Source organism: Salinispora goodfellowii (genome assembly GCF_059570675.1).
Window position 1 is genome coordinate 23,718 of record NZ_JCANTD010000006.1, and the last position, 18,816, is coordinate 42,533.

Genomic DNA, 18,816 nt, shown 5'->3' on the forward strand with positions numbered 1-18,816 from the left:
GGAAGAACTGCAGCTCAAAGGCGTGACGCGGCGGTTGCGATCGGCATTGGTTCTACGGCGTAGCGGGTGGTCCGCGTGTGCGCTGGGGGCAGCCCATCAAGTGTTGGTAGCGCCGTCCAGGATCGTTGCTCATCGGGCGGTACGCCACCACAGGTGGTGTGGGGAAGTGTTGCTGTGTGGGCTTCGTGTTGGCTGGACCGCGGCGAGGATCCATGCCAGCTCGGTCGGCCGAGTCGGCCAGTCTCCAGAATCGATGTCGACCAGGTCGACGCGCTTGGCTCGGGCCAGCTCGGGTACGTCTCCCGCAGCGATTGACTCCTGGGCGGCGGCGGGGGTGAACTCCGGGCAGACCAGCACGATCGGGACATCGAATTGTCGCTCGTCCGTCACCCGAAATCCCACGATGTACGCCCAGGAGTGGCTGGCTGCTGTCCTCTTTGACTTTTTGGTGGACGAAGGCGCCAAAACTACGTGCTGCCGTGGCCACAGTCGCGGCTCGCTTCAGCAGGGCACTTTCACCGCGGCCCGAAGCAAGGCCACAGCGGCCAGAGCTAACGGGAGCGGAACAGATCAGCGCGCTGGATCACGAGGCCGGCGATTGCGGCGAGGCCGGCGGTGTGGCCTTCTGGGGGTAGATCGTCTCGTGGCGGGCCAGCATGGCGACGAACTCGCCGATCTTGCGCTCGCGGGTCTGCGTCCGTTTGACGGCAGCAAGGCGTTGGATGAGAGCGAACCGGTTGGTCCTGGTGAGTACGTCGAACATGGCCTGGGCAACAGGGTTGGCGGCGATGGCGGCGCGTAGATCGTCCGGCACCTCGGCCTCCGACGACGGGGCGTAGGCGGCCGCCCACCGCCCGTCCGCCTTGGCAGCCTCCACCGCGACTCGGCCGGCGGGCATCATGCGCCCCTGTGCCTCCAGCCGGGCCACGTGGCCGACATTGCGTTGCGACCAGGAGCTGCGGGGCCGGCGCGGGGTGAACCGGATCCAGGATGTCTCCTGATCCCGCTTCCGGCCCTGCCCGTCGATCCAGCCGAAACAGAGAGCCTCATCAACCGCCTGCTGCCACGTCAGCGTGGTGGCGGTGCCACCTCTCTTGGTCAGAACGAGCCAGACGCCCGGCGACGTGGCATGGTTGGCCACCAACCACGTGCGCAGTGCCTCGGCATCCGCGACGACCAACTCGTCCAGTTCAGCGCTCGCCATGACCGCAGGCTAACCCGACTCGCCGGGCTGCCGGCGCGTCGGCCACTCGTGGGACCATCGGGGCAGGGTGATCCACCCACATGCCGGACCGTGCGGTCGTCAGGGTTCGCCGGTCGGTGCCCGGCCGCGGCTGCTTTCACCCATGTTTTCCGGGCTCCGGATGGTCGTCCGTGACCATCCCCCTGCTGATTTCGGATGTCCGCAAACGCAGATCAGGCCCGGCTGTCGCTCACTTGTCGCTCACTCGGAGCGTGACGTGCGAGAGTGGCGGACAGGCGCAGAGTCGGTTCGACGCGCACTGTCGCGAGAGTAGGGCGGGGCACACTGTGGAGCGTGGCACCCGGGACGAGTTACTTGGCCGCCTGGCTGAGGCGGTCGGATCCGTCGCACTCGGGCACCCCACGCGGGTAGCTGTCGACGGACCGCCCGCCGCCGGCAAGACCAACCTCGCCGACGAGTTGGCCGTCGTCTTGCGCGACCAGGGCCGCGCTGTCATCCGCGCGACGGTCGACGACTTCGTCGTCCCTCGGGCGCAGCGCTATCGACGGGGCGAGTACTCGGCCGAGGGCTGCTACTTCGACGCCCACGACCACAACGCGCTGACCCGGGTCCTGCTCGATCCGCTTGGCCCGGGCGGAGATCGACGCTTCCAACCCGCGGTCTACGACCGCAGCGCGGATTCCGTGCTGTCCCCACCGGTCATGACCGCCCCCGTCAACGCCGTGCTGGTCTTTGACGGCGTCTTCCTCATGCGCCCAGAATTGATCGATCGGTGGGACCTGCGCATCTTCGTGTCGACAGCCCTTGACAGGACCGTGAATCGTGCCGTTATCCGAGAGGGCCGGGTGTCGTCCCGGGCCGGGATCGAACGACGCTGGCGGGAGCGCTACATCCCCTCGCAACAGCTCTACTTCGCCGCGGTTCGTCCGACCGAGCATGTCGATGTCGTTGTGCACAACGACGAGCCTGGGTCGCCGGCCTGGGCGATTCACGCACGCTGACCGTACTCGATGCGGCTATGAGCAGGAATCGTGCTGCTTCAACTCGCCATCAGCGATGGGCGCTACTGGGTGCGAGTGGTGGTGGTCACCGTACGCACAAGATCCGGTGATACCGAGCTCAAGGGAAATCTCCGGCGAACGCTACCACCCGAAGGCGGCAAACATCTAGACGAAGGTAGACAGGCCGGCTGGGGCGCTGCCACGGTTTCGCCGGGTCCTGGAAACTGCAGGTCAAGGGCATGACTCTGCGGCTGCCGATGGTCCTGACGAGCAATCGCGATCTCCACCATCGGCTACTGGTGCGGCCCGTCGATCGCCGATTAGCGTCGAGGTCGAGCCGGGTCGTATCTGAGATGCCCGATGAGTCGGAAGGTATGCGAAGTGGCCACCAACGAGTTCCGCGACGGTCCCCGTGCCAGTCCCGATAGTGGCGGTGGACAGACGGTTCTGATGGCTCCCCTGTCCGACCGGCTCGCCCTGTTCCTGGGCCTGCCCGGGTTGGTGCTCCTGGTCGGCCTCTCCCTTCCGCCGCTGGCTCGGTGGATGTTGAGCTGGGAGAGGGCACTGCCGCTCAAGCCGATCTTTTGGCTCGTTGGCGGGATCGACAAGCCGTGGAAGGTTGCCCTGAACCTCGCCGTCTGGCTGGTGCTCGCGTTGATGACGGCGTTTGTCGTGATGAGTGAGTCGCTGCGGGTCACGATCGACGATGCCGAGCTGCGGGTGACGAAGGACGACGACACCCGTACCTTCGCCCGCGACCGGGTGTCGGCGGTGTTTCTGGACGGCAAGAAGCTCGTGGTCCTCGACCAGCGGTCGTGCCAGTTGGTCCGGGACCGACACGAGGCGCCGCCGGCGACAATCGCCGCGGGGTTCCGCCGGCACGGCTACCCCTGGCACGACCACGATCCGTACGCCGACCTTTTTCGTGCCTGGACGGCCGCCACCCCGGAACTGCCGGCCGCGGCCAACGACGTGCTCGCGGCCCGGCAGTCGGCGCTGAAGAACCAGGCGCACCGCGAGATCCACGCTCTCAACGCGGCGCTGGAGAAGATGGGTTACGTCATTCGCGACGAGGGTGTGCATCAGTTCTGGCGCCCGCTCGTCCGGTCGTGACCGTTCCCCGTCCGGCCAGTCCGGTCCGGGACCGCCTCGCCGACCTCGCGCTGATGGCGGTCTCGGCGCTGGGCGCGCTGGCCATCGCCGGTAGGGCCGAGCAAGGCGGCCAGCTCACCGGGGATGCGCTGAACGCGGCATTTGGCCTGGCGGTGCTCGGCACCGTCACACTGTGGTTCCGGCGGCGGTATCCGGTCGCCGTCACGGTGGTGCTCGCCCTGCTGCTTACCGTCACCGATCTGGTGATCGTCGCGGTGCTGTTCGCCGTCTGCACGGTAAGCGCGCTCCGCAGCTGGTCCACCATGGCGACGTTCGGAGCCAGCCTGTTGATCTACGTTCCCTGCTCGGTACTGCTTCCGGCTCCCGAGCTGAGCGCCTTCAACACCAATATGATCTACGTGGCGCTGATGTCGCTCGTGATGGCGGCGGGCAGCACTACGCGGGCCCGGTACGAGGCGATCGCTGGGTTGTACGAGCGGGCCGAGCGGGCCGAGAACGAGGCGCGGGAGCGGGCCGAGCGGTTGCGCGGGCAGGAACGGTAGCGGATCGCCGGGGAGATGCACGACGTACTGGCGCACCGTATCTCGCTGGTGAGCCTGCAGGCCGGCGCGTTGGAGGTCCGTTCCGATCTGCCGTCCGGCGTCGCGGAGTCCGTGACGGGCATCCGGTTGCAGTCGCATCGGGCGCTCGAGGATCTCCGGGAGATCCTCGGCGTGCTGCGTGCCGGCACCGACACCGTCGGACTGCGCCCGCAGCCCGGAATAGCCGATCTCGCCCGGCTCGTCGCCGAGGCGCGGGCCGCCGGCACCGAGATCTGTGTCGATTTTCGAGCTATCGGTGATCCATCCGAACTTGTCGGCAGGACGATCTATCGGTTGGTTCAGGAGGGTTTGACGAATGCGCGCAAGCACGCGCCGGGTCGGCCCGTCGAGATTCTGCTGGAGCGCGCCGGCGCGCGGGAGGTCCGGGTACGGCTGCGCAACGGCCTGGCCAGCCGGGGTGGCGCACCAGTTCCCGGCAGCCACTCCGGTCTTCTCGGGCTGGCGGAGCGGGTCGCGCTGGCCGGTGGCCGACTGTCGTACGGTATGCGGCGTGTTCCGGAAGGGGGCGTCGTGTTCCAGGTGGAGGCGTGGCTACCGTGGCCGGCATGATCAAGGTGCTGGTGGTGGACGACGACGCGCTGGTTCGGGTCGGGCTGTCGGCTGTGCTCGGCGCGGCCGGGGACATCGAGGTGGTGGCAGAGGCGGCGGACGGCGCCGATGCGGTCGCTGTCGCCCAGCGGCTACGCCCGGACGTGGTACTGATGGACATTCGGATGCCGGGTCTGGACGGACTGTCCGCCACCGCGACGCTGCGATCGCTCGACGACCCACCAGCGGTGATCGTGCTGACCACTTTCAACACCGACGACCACATCCTGCGGGCGCTGCGGGCGGGGGCCAATGGGTTCCTGCTCAAGGACATGCCGCCGCGACAGATCCAGGATTCGGTGCGTGCCGTGGCGGCGGGGGATTCGATGCTCTCCCCGGCCGTCGTCGAGCGGCTGATTGACTACGTGGTCCAGGGGGCGGACAACGACGAGCACCGTGACCAGGTGGTTGTCGCCCGGGCCGCGCTGGCGCACCTGACCGAGCGGGAACGGGAGGTCGCCGAGGGGGTGGCCGCGGGCAAGCCGAACGCTGAGATCAGTGGCGACCTATTCTTGAGCGTGGCAATGGTCAAGGTGTACGTCTCCCGGATCATGGCGAAGCTGGACTGCGCGAACCGGGTGCAGGTGGCGATCCTGGTTCACCAGGCTCGCGAAGAATGGCGACACGAACGACAGGGCATGGAGTGAGCAGGACAGCGCCGGCTGGGTTTGGGGGCCGATGGTTCTGGGCCTACGATGTCAGCCTCGCGATCTTGCTCTGGGGGCCACTCTGGTGCATGGGGAGCTCGCGCCCGGACAGCGCCCACCACGGGCCGATGCGGCGGTGGAAGACCTCCGCATCCAGGTTCGGGTCGGCTCCAACCAGTTCTTCGCCTTGGATTCTGAGGAGTGGGACACCGAGCAGCGGGACCACGTTCGTTGGGTTATCGCGACGGCAGGACGCCGGCTTCGCGGGTCTGGGATCGGCACCGCTGCGGAGGCCGACCAGCGCTACCTGGTCGACGGTGAACCCTACTTCCTGCGGGGGCATGAGCAGATAGCCGGCGAGGTGGTCGCCGATGGTCCACGTCGGCGGTGAGGGCAGCCCATCGAGTGGTATGGACCGTTGATCAACGCGCGAGGGCTCCCTCAGTTATCCGAGGTCAACTCCGCGAAGCGGGGCCAAGGACACAAACATCATGTCACGACAACAGAAGCACGAGACCCGAGTTGATCTGGCCTGCGTGCCGGTTGGCGAGATGATGCATGTCGCGCAACCAATTGGTTGCGCGACCTAGGGTGACGTGCAACTATGTGGTGGCAATCACTGGTGGAGTTCAGGAGTCACCGATGAGCGAAGACCGGATCGAGCGGGAGATTTTGATCGCGGCACCTATGGAACGGGTCTGGTCGCTGGTGGCCGAGCCTGGATTCTGGGTAGCCGACGAGGCGACGATTACCGGAACCGTGGCCAAAGAGGGCGAGTGCATGACGGCACGCAATCCTGAGTACGGCGATTTTCCGATCCGTGTGGAGAAGGTGCAGCGTCCGACCTACGTGGCGTACCGATGGGCGAGCGCGTTCCCCGGCGAGGATCTACGCGAGGACAACAGCACCCTGGTCGAGTTCACCCTGTCCGCCGAGGGTGACAAGACCCGACTCCGCGTGGTGGAGAGCGGCTTTGCTGCGCTGGCCGCCGCCGAGGAGCAGCGCAGTGCGGCCCTGAAGAACAACGACAAGGGTTGGCCCCAGGTCTTCGCCGCGTTCAAGAAGCGCGCTGAGGCATCTGTGTGACGACAGAACGTCTTGGTGAACCCGATGTTCTCGAGAGCGTTCTCGTCGCGCTAGCCGACGCGACCCGGCGACATCTACTCGACCTGCTGGCTGCACAGGGCGAGGTCACCGCGACGAACCTTGCCAAACAGTTGCCCGTATCGCGGCAGGCGGTGGTCAAGCACCTCGCTGTTCTGGACGCTGCCGGACTGGTCTCCGGGCGTCGGGTCGGCCGCGAGGTGCGGTACGCCGTACGACCGGCTGCATTGGACGCGACCGTACGGTGGATGGCCGCTATCGCCGCGAACTGGGACCGGCGGCTGGCCATTATCAAACGAGTAGCCGAATTAGCCGAACAGGAACACGACTAACCCCATGATCGTGCCCCGCGTATAGAACGACGCGGACGATCATCAGTCATTAGCACCGTCATCGGACGAGACAACAAAGGAGATTCACAATGATTACATCGAAGCTCGGTAGCATCCTACTCGGCACTACCCGGCCAGATGAGCTGAAGGAGTGGTACCGCAAGGCACTCGCCCCAGACTATAGCGGTGAGGGGCCGATCAACCTCGGTGGCTTCCTCCTGGTAGTCGAGAACCGCGATGACGTCGACACAAAGAACCATGAACCCGGACGTATGATCCTCAACTTCCATGTGGATGACTTCGATGCCGTGGAGGCGCAGCTACGCGCCGCCGGTGTGGAATGGCTTTCCCCGGTGGCCGACCGTCCCTCCGGCAGGTTCGGGACGTTCAGTGATCCAGACGGCAACTACCTGCAGATCATCCAGTTCAAGTAGACGACGAGCGCGTCCCATCGATGCCTTTGGGTAGATGCCGATGGCGCCCTTGGCCAACCTGGTGCTCAGCTGCGAGACGACGGGCCGGATGATCGCGGCACCGGTCGCCGCCCGATACCGGTGTTCTCCAGTAACGCGGCAGGATGGCTTCCGCAATCGCTGACATGCTGGGGAACGTGTTGGAGACCTCGGCCCGCCTGCTCGAATTGCTGTCCCTGCTTCAGCTCAAGCGCGACTGGACGAGCGCCGAGCTCGCGGGCCGGCTGGAGGTGAGTACGAGGACGGTCCGCGCCGATGTCGCCAAGCTGCGGTCGCTCGGCTATCCCGTGGATGCGCGCCCGGGCATCGCGGGTGGGTACCGGCTGGCTGCCGGTACGGCGATGCCTCCACTGCTGCTCGACGACGACGAGGCCGTCGCGGTTGCGGTCGGGCTGGGTGCGGTCGCGACCCAGCGGCTCGGTGTCGAAGAGACATCGCTGACCGCGCTCGCGAAGCTGGAGCAGGTGCTGCCCGCGCGCCTCCGTCGGCGCGTTGCGGCGGTGCGGGAGGCGACGAGCGTTGTTCCGGGGGCACGGCCACCGCTGGATTTGTCGGTTCTCGGCGCGGTCGCCGCCGCGATCCGCGGCAACGAGCGGCTCCGGTTCGGCTACACCAAGCCGGGCGGCAGCGAGGGGATTCGCCATACCGAGCCGCAACGGCTGGTCAGCTGGGGGTCACTCTGGTATCTACTCGCCTGGGATCTCGACCGGGACGACTGGCGGGTCTTCCGGGTTGACCGCATGACTCTGCACACGCCGACGGGGGTGCGGTTTCAGCCGCGTGCGATCCCGGCGGACAACGTCGTCGAGTACGTCGTCGGGCGGGTCAGCACGGCGGCTTGGACGTACCGCGCCCGGGTGCTCGTACATGCTCCCGCCGCGACCGTCGCCGCGAAGCTCCGCATCCCGGTCGACATCGAGGTGGTTGACGATTTCACCTGCCAGGTCGTGCTGGGTTCCGACCACCCCGACCGGCTCGCGCTGTGGATGACACAGCTCGACCTCGACCTTGAGGTGATCGACGGAGCCGAACTCGCGGCGGCGTTCGCGCGCCTCGCGAGGCGGCTCCACCGCGCGGCGGCGGGCGCCGCCACCACCTGAGGCTTGACCCCCGCCTACCCGCGGGGGAGGTCGAGGTATCCGCTGATGTCCAGTTCGTAGTGGCAGCGTTCGACGAGCCGGTTCAACCGGTCGGTGATTTCCTCCGGGTCGAGGTCGAGGCTGTCGCACAGGTCGCGGTGGGCACACAGGAGTGGATCGGTGATCTCTTCCGGTTCGGTCCGGGCGATGTGGTAGGCGTCGCGGAGGTGCCCGGAGAGGTCATCCCAGACGAGGATTGCCTCCTCGACCAGGTCGAGCAGCACAAGACTGGCAGGCCGAGCGCACAAGATCTCGACCTCGGCGGCCAGGCGGTGACCAGCGGCCTCCACGTCGGAGATCTCCCACCTGCCGGTGGTTGCCTTCGAGGCGTCACGGAGGACGGCCCGGAAGTCCTGCAGCCCCGTGTGATCCGCGCTGTGCAGCATGTTGGCCTCGGCCAGCAGTCGGGCGGCGAAGAGGCGGTCGCGCACCGCGTGCCCCGCGACGAGGTTGGCCAGCTGGCGGGGCGCCAGCCGTTGCACTGCCCGTAGGTAGTCCTCGTGGTCGGGCGGCACCGCGACGGCGCTGGGTGGCGTGGCGGCACCGGAGAAGGCGACGTCGTTGTCGAAGGCGGTTAACGCGACTGCGACCGCATGTGCGCAGAGGTCTTCGCCGGCAATGCCGCAGTCGCACTCACCTGTGAAGTTGCCGGCAACGACGCCTACCCATGGCTGCACGGTGGTACCGCGGTCATCGACCACGGCCTGGATGCCGCCACCGGCAAGTTCCAGGTCTCCGACGCCATCGGTGGAGAGTAGCCGGGCCGACGCCTCGCGTACGGCGGAGGGAACGGAGTCATGGAACGCCTGAACATCAATTCGGACCGCCACGGGGCTGCACTCTACCCTCGGGCTGGAGGCGGGCGGCGTTGAGCTTGGCCCGGAACTGCGGCCAGGGTCGACGTTCAGTGGCACTGCGTACGGGTCGCAACGGCGATCCCGTCGGTCCGCCAGGACGATCGACCCTGGCGAGTTGGGCGGTCGTCAAGTCAGGCTTCCTCGGGCCACCGACGGGGGAGCCGGTGCCGATGAGTGTGATCATGGCGGAGATGGCCTGGCCACGGCGCTCGTGCGGGCGGGCCGGCCGTCGAATCGGGTGCCGGGACCTGTCTCCGGCGGGTACAGGTCGAACGGCCCTAGGTGCTCCGGGTTTATTAGGGCAAGGTAGATGCATTCCCCACATCACGGTCGGGAGGTCGAGTCATGTGTAACTACTGCGGTTGTCGGGAGTTCCCGCTGATCGGGCAACTGACCGCCGAACACGAGGCGATCGCCAACGCCGCCGGACGGCTGCGTACGGCGATCACAGCGGGCGCGGACAACCGGGTTGAGCTCCTCGACGACCTGCTCACGCTGCTGATGCCGCACACCGAGACCGAGGAACGCGGCCTCTTTCTCGAGCTGCGCGCCGAGGGCAGCCTCACCGAAGCGGTGGAGCAGCTCTGCGACGAGCACGACGACATCCACGGGGTCCTCAGTACCGTCGACCGGGCGGCACCGGACTGGCCGGCGGTGCTGGCTGCCCTGGACCGGCTGCACCGGCACATTGACAACGAGGAACACGGGCTGTTCCCAGCCGCGGTCATCGCGCTGCCGATGTCCGCCTGGGACCGGCTGACCCCACCGCAATCGGACACCGTGGACCAACAGGCATGATGCCACCGCGGACCGAGCGGCAGCGCCCGATCGGGACGAACCGGCAGCAGGCAGCACGCCGGAGGCCGGGGGCGCCGGTGCGGGCCCCGAAGCAGAACGTCGGGGAACGTCCCTTCATCGTGATCTGGGAGGCCACCCAGGCGTGCCCGCTCGCCTGCCTACACTGCCGGGCCTCCGCCCGCCCCGACCGGGACCGAGCCGAGCTGAACACCGAACAGGCCACCGCACTGATGATGCAGGTGGCCGAGTTCGGACGTCCCGCGCCGCTGTTCGTGATTACGGGCGGGGACCCGTTCCAGCGCCCCGACCTGGAGCTGTTGGTCCGGCGCGGCACCGAGCTCGGCCTGCCGGTGTCCGTATCACCGTCAGGCACACCCACCCTCACCCGCCCGGCGCTGGCCGCCCTGCGTGCTGCCGGGGCACGGGCGGTTTCACTCAGCCTCGACGCGGGCACCGCCGCCGGACACGACGGCTTCCGGGGCGTCCCCGGAGTGTGGGACCTGACCATGCAGGCCTGGCGGGACGCTGCCGACCTTGGCCTCAAGGTGCAGATCAACAGCACCGTGACCCGGGATAACGTGCACGATCTGGCGGAGCTGGCCGCCCAGGTACGCGACTCCGGCGTCCTGCTCTGGAGCGTCTTCTTCCTCGTCCCGACCGGACGGGGTCAGGCACTGCGGAGCCTGGACGCTGCCCAGACCGAGGACGTGCTCAACGTGCTGTACGACCTCGGTGAGACCATCGCGGTCAAGACTACCGAGGCGCACCACTTCCGTCGGGTCTGCCTACAACGCGAGGCGCTGGCCCGGCGGGGCGACGATCACGTCCGCCTCCTCGGGCTCGGGCGGCTGTACCGGCACCTGCGCGACGACCTCGAATCGCGTGGCTTGATCGGTACCGCCGGCCGGGTCCGGCGTGCGCCGCTACGGGTGAGTGCCGGCAACGGGTTCGCCTTCGTGTCCCATCGCGGCGACGTGCACCCCAGTGGCTTCCTGCCGGTAGCGGCTGGCAACGTGCGGCAGCGATCGCTCCGCGACATCTACCGGGATTCGGCGCTGTTCACCGCGCTGCGTGATCCAGAGCGGTTAAAGGGTCGCTGCGGCGTCTGCGAGTTTCGCTCCGCCTGCGGTGGATCACGGGCCCGGGCGTACGCGGTGACCGGCGACATCTGGGCCGAGGAACCGTCGTGCGGCTATCAGCCCGGCTCGTTTCCATATCAGACGGAACTGGCGCTTTGCGGGAGCTTGTGACTGGCGTCGGCGTATATTTAGCAATACACCTATGAAACGGGCTATTGTTAAACAGGCATTGACTAATGTCACGGTAATCCGATTGGTTGGTTGAGCCGCAGCCCGCTGTTGAGCCGCAGCCCGCTTAGGATCCCCGCATGTTCACCGCGCCCGTACCACCACCGACCTCGCTACCGCCTATCGCGAGCTCTCCGACCTGCGCGCTGGGGTGCTGGGCGGTGACTGGGTCGCGGTGCGACGCCTGGTCGAAGGCCAGCGTCCGGCTACCCGGACCGATATGATCGTTTACGCTGGCTCGCTGCCACCGACCGCGGCACTCGCCCAGCGGCAGGTCGAGGCCACCCCGGCTCCGTGCGCCCCGGAGAGGTCATACGCCTGCTCGGGGCGCAGCCCCGTACCCCGATCGAACTCCGTGGCGAAATTCGGGCCACCCAGCGCGGCGCGGGCGGCGGCGGTGATCCGGTCCACGTCTCCCCGCTCCCCGGCGGGCAGTGGCGCGCCCACCGAGTCGCGCGCCATCGCCGCTGCGCCGAGCAGGCGGGCCGCCTGCGTGGCGCGGCCGTCGATGGCCGCCGCGCCGGCCAGCCCTTCCAACGCCAGCGCCTGCGCCCGCGGGTCGCCGACGGCGCTCGCCAGAGCGAACGACTCGGCGTGCAGGGTATCCGCGGCGGGGGCGGCCCCCCGTAGCTCGGCGATGAAACCCAGCTCCGCCAGGAGCAGGGCCCGCACCACATCGGCGTCCAGGCCCGGCTGCCGGGTCCAGTCCAGGACGCCTCGCAGCAGCCGCTCCGCATCGGCGAGGCGGCCCTCGCGGCGGGCACCGAGCCCCAGCCCGATCTGCGCGTACAGCTCCGCCGGTTTGCAGCTCTGCTCAGCGGCTAGCCGCAGCGCGCGCTCGTGGAATTCGCGGGCCCGGTCGTAGTCGCCGGCGAGGAGCGCGATGCGGCCCAGGCCGGAGAGACGGTCCGCGGCCTCCAGCCACAGCCCCAGCCCTTCGGCCAGCTCCAGACCTGCCCGGTGCAGCCGGGCCGCTTCCGGATAGTCCCCGGTGGCCTCAGCCCGGTTGGTGAGCGGGAAGGAAGCCTGCAACTGGCCCCACCGGTCGCCCAGCTCGCGGAAGAGGGCGACGGCACGTTCGCCGTCCCGGCGTACCGCCGCCAGGTCGCCCTGAGCCAGTGCCTGACTCGCCCGCAGGCTCAGCGCGGCGGCGACGCCCCATCGGTCGCCGAGCCGCTCGAACTCCGGCAACACCTCGTGGACCAGGGTCGTGCTGCCGGCCACATCGCCGGTGTTGAGCAGGGCGAGCCCGAGGAAGGCCACGGCCCGCGCCCGTGCCGCCAACCCCTCCCCGGCCGGCCAGCCGCTCAGCGCGGGGGCAACCAGCGGCGCGTGTTCCCCACCGCGCTCCAGCAACGCCAGTCCGGCGCGCCAGCAGGCGGCGGCGGCCCGTGGCGTCGCCGGCGCGGGACCGGCGACAGCGAGCGCGGCCTCGATTGATCGGCGCGTCTCCCGCAGCCGGCCCCGCAGGTAGCCGTACCAGGCCAGCGCGGTGCTCAGATCGAGTGCCCCCGCCGCATCGCCGTCGGCGACCGCGTCGTCCAGCGCCTGCCGCAGGTTGGCGGTCTCCTGGTCGAGCCGGGCCAGCCACTGCCGCTGCTTCGGGCCGCGCAGCTCCTCGTCGGCCCGCCGGGCCAGCGCGGTGTAGTACCGCCGGTGACGGCGGCGGACCGTCGCCGCCTCGTTCGCCTCCCGCAACCGCTCGGCGCAGTAGGCCGCCACGGACTCCAGCAGCCGGTGCCGCGGCCCGACCGGCGTCTCGGCCAGGACCACCAGCGAGCGGTCGACCAGGCGGGCCACCAGGTCGAGAACCTGGTCGGCAGGGAGATCATCATCGGCACACACCACCTCGGCGGCCTCCAGCGTGCAACCGTCCGCGTGCACCGCAAGCCGCCGCAGGACGAGCTGCTCGGGCTCGCCGAGCAGCTCCCAGCTCCAGTCGATCATCGCGCGGAGGGTCTGCTGGCGGGGTGGTGCGCCCCGGTGCCCGCGGGTCAGTACCCGGAACCGATCGTCGATCCGGGTCAGCAGACCCCGGACTCCCAGTGCGCGGACCCGGGTGGCGGCCAGCTCCAGCGCCAGCGGGATGCCATCGAGCCGATGGCACAGCTCGGCGACCTCCCGGGCGTTCGTCTCGTCGAGAGTGAACGCGGGCGCGGCGGCTCTCGCCCGGGTGACGAAGAGCCGGACCGCGCTCGCCCGGGCGAGCAACACCGGGTCGCCGACCGCGGGATCCGGCAGGGCCAGTGGAGGTACGGCGCAGACCTGCTCGCCGGCAACGCCCAGCGGCTCCTGGCTGCTGGCCAGCAGGCGGACGCCCGGCGCGTGTCGCAGTATCCGGTCGGCCAGCTCGGCGACGGGCTCGACGACGTGTTCGCAGTTGTCCAGGAGCAGCAGGAGCTGGCGACCGCGCAGCGCCGCCAGCAGCCGTTCGGCCGGCGTGGCGGGCGGTGCGGCGGGCGGGCGCTCCGCGTGTTCGCGGACGCCGAGCACCGCGAGGATCGCCCCGGCCAGGACCGCCGGGTCAGCTGCCAGGGCCGCCAGCTCCACCAGCCACACCCCGTCCGGGTACGCCCCGGCTGCCTGGTGGGCCGCCTCGACCGCCATCCGGGTCTTGCCCACCCCACCGGAGCCCACCAGGGTTACCAGCCGGCCGGCGTCGAGGAGGCGGTGGAGGTCGCGTACCGCCTCCTCCCGGCCGATCAGCTCGGTCAGTGCTACGGGAAGGTTTCCCGGTACCCGTGCTGGCGGCACCGCGCCCGACGGCGGTGGCGCGATGGTGGCCGGGCTGCTCGTCGCCGGTGTGCCGAGCAGCGCCGGGTCCTGAGACAGGATCGCCCGGTGGAGGGCGACCAGCTCGGGACCGGGGTTCACGCCCAGCTCGTCGGCGAGCTGCCGGCGGAATTGGTCGTAGCAGTCCAGCGCCTCACCCTGTCGGCCCGCGCGGTACAGCACCCGCAGATGCAGGGCACGCAGGCGCTCCCGGTACGGGTGGCGGGTCACCAGGTCGGCGAGCTCCCCGCTGTGCGGGTGGTGCTCGCCGAGGGTGAGCCGGGCCTCGGCCCGATCCTCGATGGCGGTCAACCGCTGCTCCGCCAGCCGCGCGGCCAGTGCCGCGGCGAACGGGGCCTCGGGGAAGTCGGCCAGCACCGGACCGCGCCACAGCCCGAGCGCCTCGTCGAGGAGCGCGGCCCGGTTGGGTGCGGCGGCGCTGTTGGCGGCCTGTGCCAGCAAGGCCGTGAACCGTTCGGCGTCGGTCGGTTCCGGGCCGGTGCGGAGCAGGTACCCCGGTGGGTGGGAGACCACGCGGTCGCGGGCGCCGGGGGTCGCGGCGTTCAGGGCACGCCGTAGTCGCCAGACCTTCGTTTGCAGTGCCCCGGTCGGGTTGGCCGGTGAAAGGTCCGCCCACAGGTGTTCGAGGAGCCGGTCGGTCGACACCGGCTGCCCCTCGTGGGCCAGCAGAGCGGCGAGCAGGAGACGGACCTTCGCATCGGGCACGGTGACCGGTGTGCCGTCCGCCGTCCAGACGCCCAGCGGACCGAGGAGCCCGAAACGCATGGGGGCACCGTAGCCCAGGGCCCCGACAACGGGTGTGATTTCGCCGGGAGCGGACTGGGAGTGGACCGAGAGTGCCGCCGGACAGGGTGGACCAGGAAGCTGGAACCCACCGGCCGTAACCAGGAACGGAGAAAGATCGTGAACCTGCCACCGGTTGTGTCTGCCCAGGAGTGGCAGGCCGTGCGGGAGCGGCTGCTGGTCAAGGAGAAGGAGGCGACCCGAGCCCGGGACGCGCTCGCCGCCGAGCGCCGCCGGCTGCCGATGACCCGCATCGAGCAGGAGTACGTCTTGGACGGGCCCGCCGGCCGGGTCGGTCTGGCCGACGTGTTCGAGGGGCGGCGGCAGCTCGTCGTCTACCACTTCATGTTCACGCCCGGCTCTTCGCACGTGTGCGAGGGCTGCTCCATGTTCGTGGACAACCTCGGGCACCCGGCCCACCTGAACGCGCGGGACACCACACTCGCGTTGATCTCGCGGGCGCCCCGGGCTGAGATCACCCCGTTCCAGGAGCGGATGGGCTGGACGTTGCCCTGGTACTCCTCCTACGGCACCGACTTCAACCCCGACTTCGGGCTGACGTCGGAGGCAGGGGAGTCCTTTGGCCTGAGTGTCTTCCTGCGTGACGGCGACGAGGTGTACCGCACGTACTTCACCACCGGCCGCGGCGTTGAGGCCCTCGGCAGTAACTGGACCCTGCTCGACCTGACCCCGCTGGGCCGGCAGGAGAACTGGGAGGACACTCCGGGCGGGCGGCCACAGGGTACGCCGTACAGCTGGTGGCGGCTGCACGACGACTACGACGGGTAGATCCGGAGCCGTGCACGTACCCGACGGGGGAACCTTTGATGGACATCAACGAGAGCCGGGCCGGCCGGCGGGAATGGGTGGGGCTGGCGGTGCTCGCCCTGCCCACGCTGCTGCTGGCACTTGACCTTAACGTGCTCTACCTGGCGTTACCGCAGTTGAGCGCCGACCTGGCGCCGGATGCCGCCCAACTGCTGTGGATTATGGACAGCTACGGGTTCATGATCGCCGGATTCCTGGTCACGATGGGTACCCTCGGTGACCGGATCGGTCGACGACGCCTGCTGATGATCGGCGCCGCTGCCTTCGGCGTGGCCTCGATCGTCGCCGCGTACTCGAACAGTGCCGAGATGCTGATCGGCACGCGGGCACTGCTGGGGGTTGCCGGCGCGACGCTGATGCCGTCAACCCTGTCGCTGATCAGCAACATGTTCCGCAGTCCGCAGCAGCGTACGGTGGCCATCGGGATCTGGATGAGCTGTTTCATGATCGGCTCGATCCTCGGCCCACTGATCGGCGGGGCCCTACTCGAGTCCTTCTGGTGGGGCTCGGTGTTCCTGCTCGCCGTACCCGTGATGGCCGTACTGCTGATCGCCGCGCCGGTCCTGTTGCCGGAGTACCGAAACCCCGACGCCGGTCGACTGGACCTGGTGAGCGTCGCGCTCTCCCTGGTCACCGTCCTACCGGTCGTCTGGGGCCTCAAGGAGCTGGCCAAGGACGGCCTCGGCGCGGTGCCGCTGTTGGCCATGATGGTCGGCCTCGTGGTCGGTGCGGTCTTCGTCCGCCGGCAGCGCCGGCTCGCCCACCCGCTGCTGGAGATCGGCCTCTTCGCCAACCGCACCTTCAGCGCGGCGCTACTCATCATGCTGGTCGGTGGGACCACCATCGGCGGCATCGCGCTGCTCTTCGCGCAGTACGCCCAACTCGTCGCGGGCCTCTCCCCGCTGCGAGCCGGCCTGTGGATGTTGCCGTACGCGATCGCCATGCTGCTCGGGTCGATGCTGGCACCGCTGCTCGCGCGGCGCGTCACCCCGGGTTACGTGGTGGCCGGGGGCATGGCGGTCGCGGCGGTCGGCTACTCGCTGATCGGCCTGGTGGGCAGTGCCGGCGGGCTCGGCCTGGCAGTGCTCGGCCTGGTGCTCGTCTACCTCGGGTTCGGCCCCGGAGCCGTGTTGGGTACCGACCTGATTATCGGGGCCGCTCCACCACAGCGGGCCGGGTCCGCATCGTCGATCTCCGAGACCAGCACCGAACTCGGTGTCGCGCTCGGCGTCGCGCTGCTGGGCAGCATCGGCACCGCGGTCTACCGCAGTGCGGTCGCCCCCGCCGTCCCGGTGGGCCTGCCGGGAGATGCCGGGGAGGCGGCTGCGGAGTCCCTCGCCGGCGCCACCGTCGTCGCCGAGCAGCTGCCCGAGCCGGCCGGCGAGGCACTGCTGGAGGCGGCGCGGTTCGCGTTCACCAGTGGCTTCAACACCGCCGGCGGGGTGAGCGCCGGGCTGGCGGTGCTCCTCGCCGTGCTCTCGGCCTCGCTGCTGCGCCGGGTTCGTCCGACGGCGGAGCCCGCCGGCTCGTCCCCACCGGACATCGGTCGGGAGGCTGTCGGCCCTACTGGCCGACCCAGCCCCGGGTCTCCCCGAGGACGGCCGAACCATTGAGGTCCGACAGCGACCGGCCCACAAAGTCCCGCGCCTCGTTCGAGGTCTGCGTCCGGAAGGGCAGCTCCGGCACGGTCAGCATCTCCATGACCACAGCGGCGACCTCGTCGGACGTCTGGGACTTGCCGGTGTCCGCCTCGTACATTGCCTGGACCCGCTGCACGTACGCGGTCAGCGCCGGCGCGTACGGCCCGGCCTGCGCCACCATGGCGGGGATGTCCACGTTGGCGTTGGCCACGAATTCGCTGGCCACTGCGGCGGGTTCGATAATGCCGACCTGTACGCCGACCGTGCGGGCGACCGGCGCCAGCGACTGCATGAAGCCCTCGACGGCGAATTTGGCGGCGCAGTACGCCTCGTTGAAGGGCTGCCCGACGCTGCCACCGACGCTGCTGATGGTCAGGAGGCGGCCGCCGCTGGCCCGCAGGTGCGGCATCGCCGCCTGGGACACCTGGACCACGCCGAAGAAGTTCACCTCGACGCAGGCGCGGATGTCGGCGAGGTCGTCGTTTTCGACGGTGCCGAGGTACGCGGCGCCGGCGTTGTTGATCACAGCGTCGAGCCGGCCGTGCTCGGTCGCCACCGAGTCGATACCCTCCCGGACCGACTCGTCGGTGACGTCGAGGGCACGGATGTCCAGGGACACCCCGGCGGCCGCCGCGGCGGCGTTCAACGCCTCCGCCCGGGTGGTGTCCCGCATCGTGGCCACAGTCGTCCAGCCCGCTCGGGCGCAGGCGATGGCGGTGGCCAGTCCGATGCCGGAGGACGTTCCAGTGATCAGGACGCAGCGATTCGGGCTCGTAGTCATGCTCACCCCAAGTCGGAACGGGTTTCGGCCGTCCGGCAAACGCGGTGTGCCTGCCTTGGGCATCCGCTCAGACGACACTACGCGGTAAGCCGCTCCGAGGCCGCCCAGTCCCGGGATCCGCACCCGCCCGCCCAAGGATCGACCCGAGGGCGGTACGGATCGTGGGCAGCTGCCGGGTTCAGTCGACGGTGCCGTTGCGGTATGCCCAGATCACGATGTTGACGCGGTCCCGTACGCCGAGTTTCGCCAGCACTCGGCCGACGTGGGTCTTCACCGTGACCTCGGCGAGGTGTAGCCGTTGGGCGATCTCGGCGTTGCTCGCTCCCGCCACGATCAGGTCGAAGACGTCGCGCTCCCGGGCGGTAAAGTCATCGATGACGGTGCGCTGCTGAGCCGGTCTCGGCCCGGCCTGACCGGCGGTCAGGCGCCGGGTGGTTGCGGGGGCGAGGACGACCTCCCCCCGGTGCACGGTGCGAATGGCCGCGGTGAGTGCCTCGGCGGTCGAGTCCTTGAGTAGGTAGCCGCTGGCGCCGGCGTTGAGGATTCGGGTCGCGTAGTCGTCGCTGTCGTACGTGGTCAACGCGATGATCTTCGGGCGGGGCCCGGGGGCGGCGAGGATGGCCCGGGTGGCGGTAATACCGTCGGTGTGGGGCATCCGGATGTCCATCAGAATGACGTCCGGCTGGTGCGCGGCGGCGAGGTCAACCGCCTCCGCGCCGGTGGCGGCGGTGGCGACCACCCGCAGGTCGGCGGCCGAGTTGACGACGAGCGTAAATCCCGTACGGACGAGGTCTTGGTCGTCGGCGATGAGCACCGTGATGGGGGG

Annotated in this window: 17 protein-coding genes and 4 pseudogenes; 15 read left to right on the forward strand and 6 right to left on the reverse strand. The window is 69.4% G+C overall.

Features of this window, described 5'->3' with window-relative positions:
- Positions 1–129: 129 nt before the first annotated feature.
- A pseudogene (locus tag T398_RS08785) lies at positions 130–393 on the reverse strand (hypothetical protein); the annotation flags it as partial.
- Here T398_RS08785 and T398_RS08790 point away from each other — a divergent pair.
- Positions 389–635: pseudogene (locus T398_RS08790) on the forward strand (ArsR family transcriptional regulator); the annotation flags it as partial. The pseudogenes T398_RS08785 and T398_RS08790 overlap by 5 nt on opposite strands.
- On the opposite strand, the gene T398_RS08795 reads toward T398_RS08790, so the two are convergent.
- Positions 584–1,204, reverse strand: a complete 621-nt coding sequence (locus T398_RS08795) for a YdeI/OmpD-associated family protein (RefSeq protein WP_496445841.1) — start codon at positions 1,202–1,204, stop codon at positions 584–586. The pseudogene T398_RS08790 and the gene T398_RS08795 overlap by 52 nt on opposite strands.
- A gap of 326 nt (positions 1,205–1,530) precedes the next feature.
- Between T398_RS08795 and T398_RS08800 the strand changes: the two genes are divergently transcribed.
- The 9 genes and pseudogenes from T398_RS08800 to T398_RS08840 all read left to right on the forward strand — a co-directional run bounded on the left by T398_RS08800 (position 1,531) and on the right by T398_RS08840 (position 8,164).
- Positions 1,531–2,205, forward strand: a complete 675-nt coding sequence (locus tag T398_RS08800; RefSeq protein WP_496445842.1) for a nucleoside/nucleotide kinase family protein — start codon at positions 1,531–1,533, stop codon at positions 2,203–2,205.
- 381 nt (positions 2,206–2,586) lie between these two features.
- A complete protein-coding gene (locus T398_RS08805) occupies positions 2,587–3,318 on the forward strand; it encodes a YqeB family protein (protein WP_496445843.1) in 732 nt (243 codons plus the stop codon).
- Positions 3,315–4,469: pseudogene (locus T398_RS08810) on the forward strand (sensor histidine kinase). The gene T398_RS08805 and the pseudogene T398_RS08810 overlap by 4 nt, the downstream one beginning before the upstream one ends.
- Complete coding sequence (locus T398_RS08815) at positions 4,457–5,155, forward strand: response regulator (protein WP_496446019.1); 699 nt, start codon at positions 4,457–4,459, stop codon at positions 5,153–5,155. The pseudogene T398_RS08810 and the gene T398_RS08815 overlap by 13 nt, the downstream one beginning before the upstream one ends.
- Positions 5,156–5,291: 136 nt before the next feature.
- Positions 5,292–5,546 carry a hypothetical protein gene (locus T398_RS08820; RefSeq protein ID WP_496445844.1) on the forward strand — a complete coding sequence of 85 codons (255 nt, stop codon included), beginning with the start codon at positions 5,292–5,294 and terminating at the stop codon, positions 5,544–5,546.
- 251 nt (positions 5,547–5,797) lie between these two features.
- Positions 5,798–6,241, forward strand: a complete 444-nt coding sequence (locus T398_RS08825; RefSeq protein ID WP_496445845.1) for an SRPBCC domain-containing protein — start codon at positions 5,798–5,800, stop codon at positions 6,239–6,241.
- A complete protein-coding gene (locus T398_RS08830; protein WP_496445846.1) occupies positions 6,238–6,591 on the forward strand; it encodes an ArsR/SmtB family transcription factor in 354 nt (117 codons plus the stop codon). The genes T398_RS08825 and T398_RS08830 overlap by 4 nt, the downstream gene beginning before the upstream one ends.
- An 89-nt stretch (positions 6,592–6,680) precedes the next feature.
- The gene (locus T398_RS08835) at positions 6,681–7,025 is read left to right on the forward strand and encodes a VOC family protein (RefSeq protein WP_496445847.1); all 345 of its coding nucleotides are present in this window, start codon (positions 6,681–6,683) and stop codon (positions 7,023–7,025) included.
- Positions 7,026–7,201: 176 nt separating this feature from the next.
- Positions 7,202–8,164 (forward strand): helix-turn-helix transcriptional regulator, encoded by a 963-nt coding sequence (locus tag T398_RS08840; RefSeq protein ID WP_496446020.1) that lies wholly within the window; start codon positions 7,202–7,204, stop codon positions 8,162–8,164.
- A gap of 14 nt (positions 8,165–8,178) precedes the next feature.
- On the opposite strand, the gene T398_RS08845 is transcribed toward T398_RS08840, so the two are convergent.
- Positions 8,179–9,033 (reverse strand): hypothetical protein, encoded by an 855-nt coding sequence (locus T398_RS08845; protein WP_496445848.1) that lies wholly within the window; start codon positions 9,031–9,033, stop codon positions 8,179–8,181.
- Between the two features lie 372 nt (positions 9,034–9,405).
- Here T398_RS08845 and T398_RS08850 point away from each other — a divergent pair, with 372 nt between their 5' ends.
- The 3 genes and pseudogenes from T398_RS08850 to T398_RS08860 form a co-directional block, all read left to right on the forward strand.
- Positions 9,406–9,858, forward strand: a complete 453-nt coding sequence (locus tag T398_RS08850) for a hemerythrin domain-containing protein (protein ID WP_496445849.1) — start codon at positions 9,406–9,408, stop codon at positions 9,856–9,858.
- On the forward strand, positions 9,855–11,108 hold the full coding sequence (locus T398_RS08855; RefSeq protein WP_496445850.1) for a TIGR04053 family radical SAM/SPASM domain-containing protein: 1,254 nt from the start codon (positions 9,855–9,857) through the stop codon (positions 11,106–11,108). The genes T398_RS08850 and T398_RS08855 overlap by 4 nt, the downstream gene beginning before the upstream one ends.
- A gap of 137 nt (positions 11,109–11,245) precedes the next feature.
- Positions 11,246–11,457 (forward strand): annotated as a pseudogene (locus T398_RS08860) (hypothetical protein); the annotation flags it as partial.
- Here the strand turns inward: T398_RS08860 and T398_RS08865 are convergent.
- Positions 11,394–14,723, reverse strand: coding sequence for an AfsR/SARP family transcriptional regulator (locus T398_RS08865; protein ID WP_496445851.1), 3,330 nt, complete (start codon positions 14,721–14,723; stop codon positions 11,394–11,396). The pseudogene T398_RS08860 and the gene T398_RS08865 sit on opposite strands and share 64 nt — an antisense overlap.
- A 138-nt stretch (positions 14,724–14,861) precedes the next feature.
- Between T398_RS08865 and T398_RS08870 the strand changes: the two genes are divergently transcribed.
- Positions 14,862–15,530, forward strand: coding sequence for a DUF899 domain-containing protein (locus tag T398_RS08870; protein WP_496445852.1), 669 nt, complete (start codon positions 14,862–14,864; stop codon positions 15,528–15,530).
- 38 nt (positions 15,531–15,568) lie between these two features.
- Positions 15,569–17,182 (forward strand): MFS transporter, encoded by a 1,614-nt coding sequence (locus T398_RS08875; RefSeq protein WP_496445853.1) that lies wholly within the window; start codon positions 15,569–15,571, stop codon positions 17,180–17,182.
- Here T398_RS08875 and T398_RS08880 read toward each other — a convergent pair.
- Positions 17,133–17,990: an SDR family NAD(P)-dependent oxidoreductase gene (locus tag T398_RS08880; protein ID WP_496445854.1), complete on the reverse strand. Its 858-nt coding sequence runs from the start codon at positions 17,988–17,990 to the stop codon at positions 17,133–17,135. The genes T398_RS08875 and T398_RS08880 overlap by 50 nt on opposite strands.
- 178 nt (positions 17,991–18,168) lie before the next feature.
- Complete coding sequence (locus T398_RS08885; protein WP_496446021.1) at positions 18,169–18,810, reverse strand: response regulator; 642 nt, start codon at positions 18,808–18,810, stop codon at positions 18,169–18,171.
- Positions 18,811–18,816 lie beyond the last annotated feature (6 nt).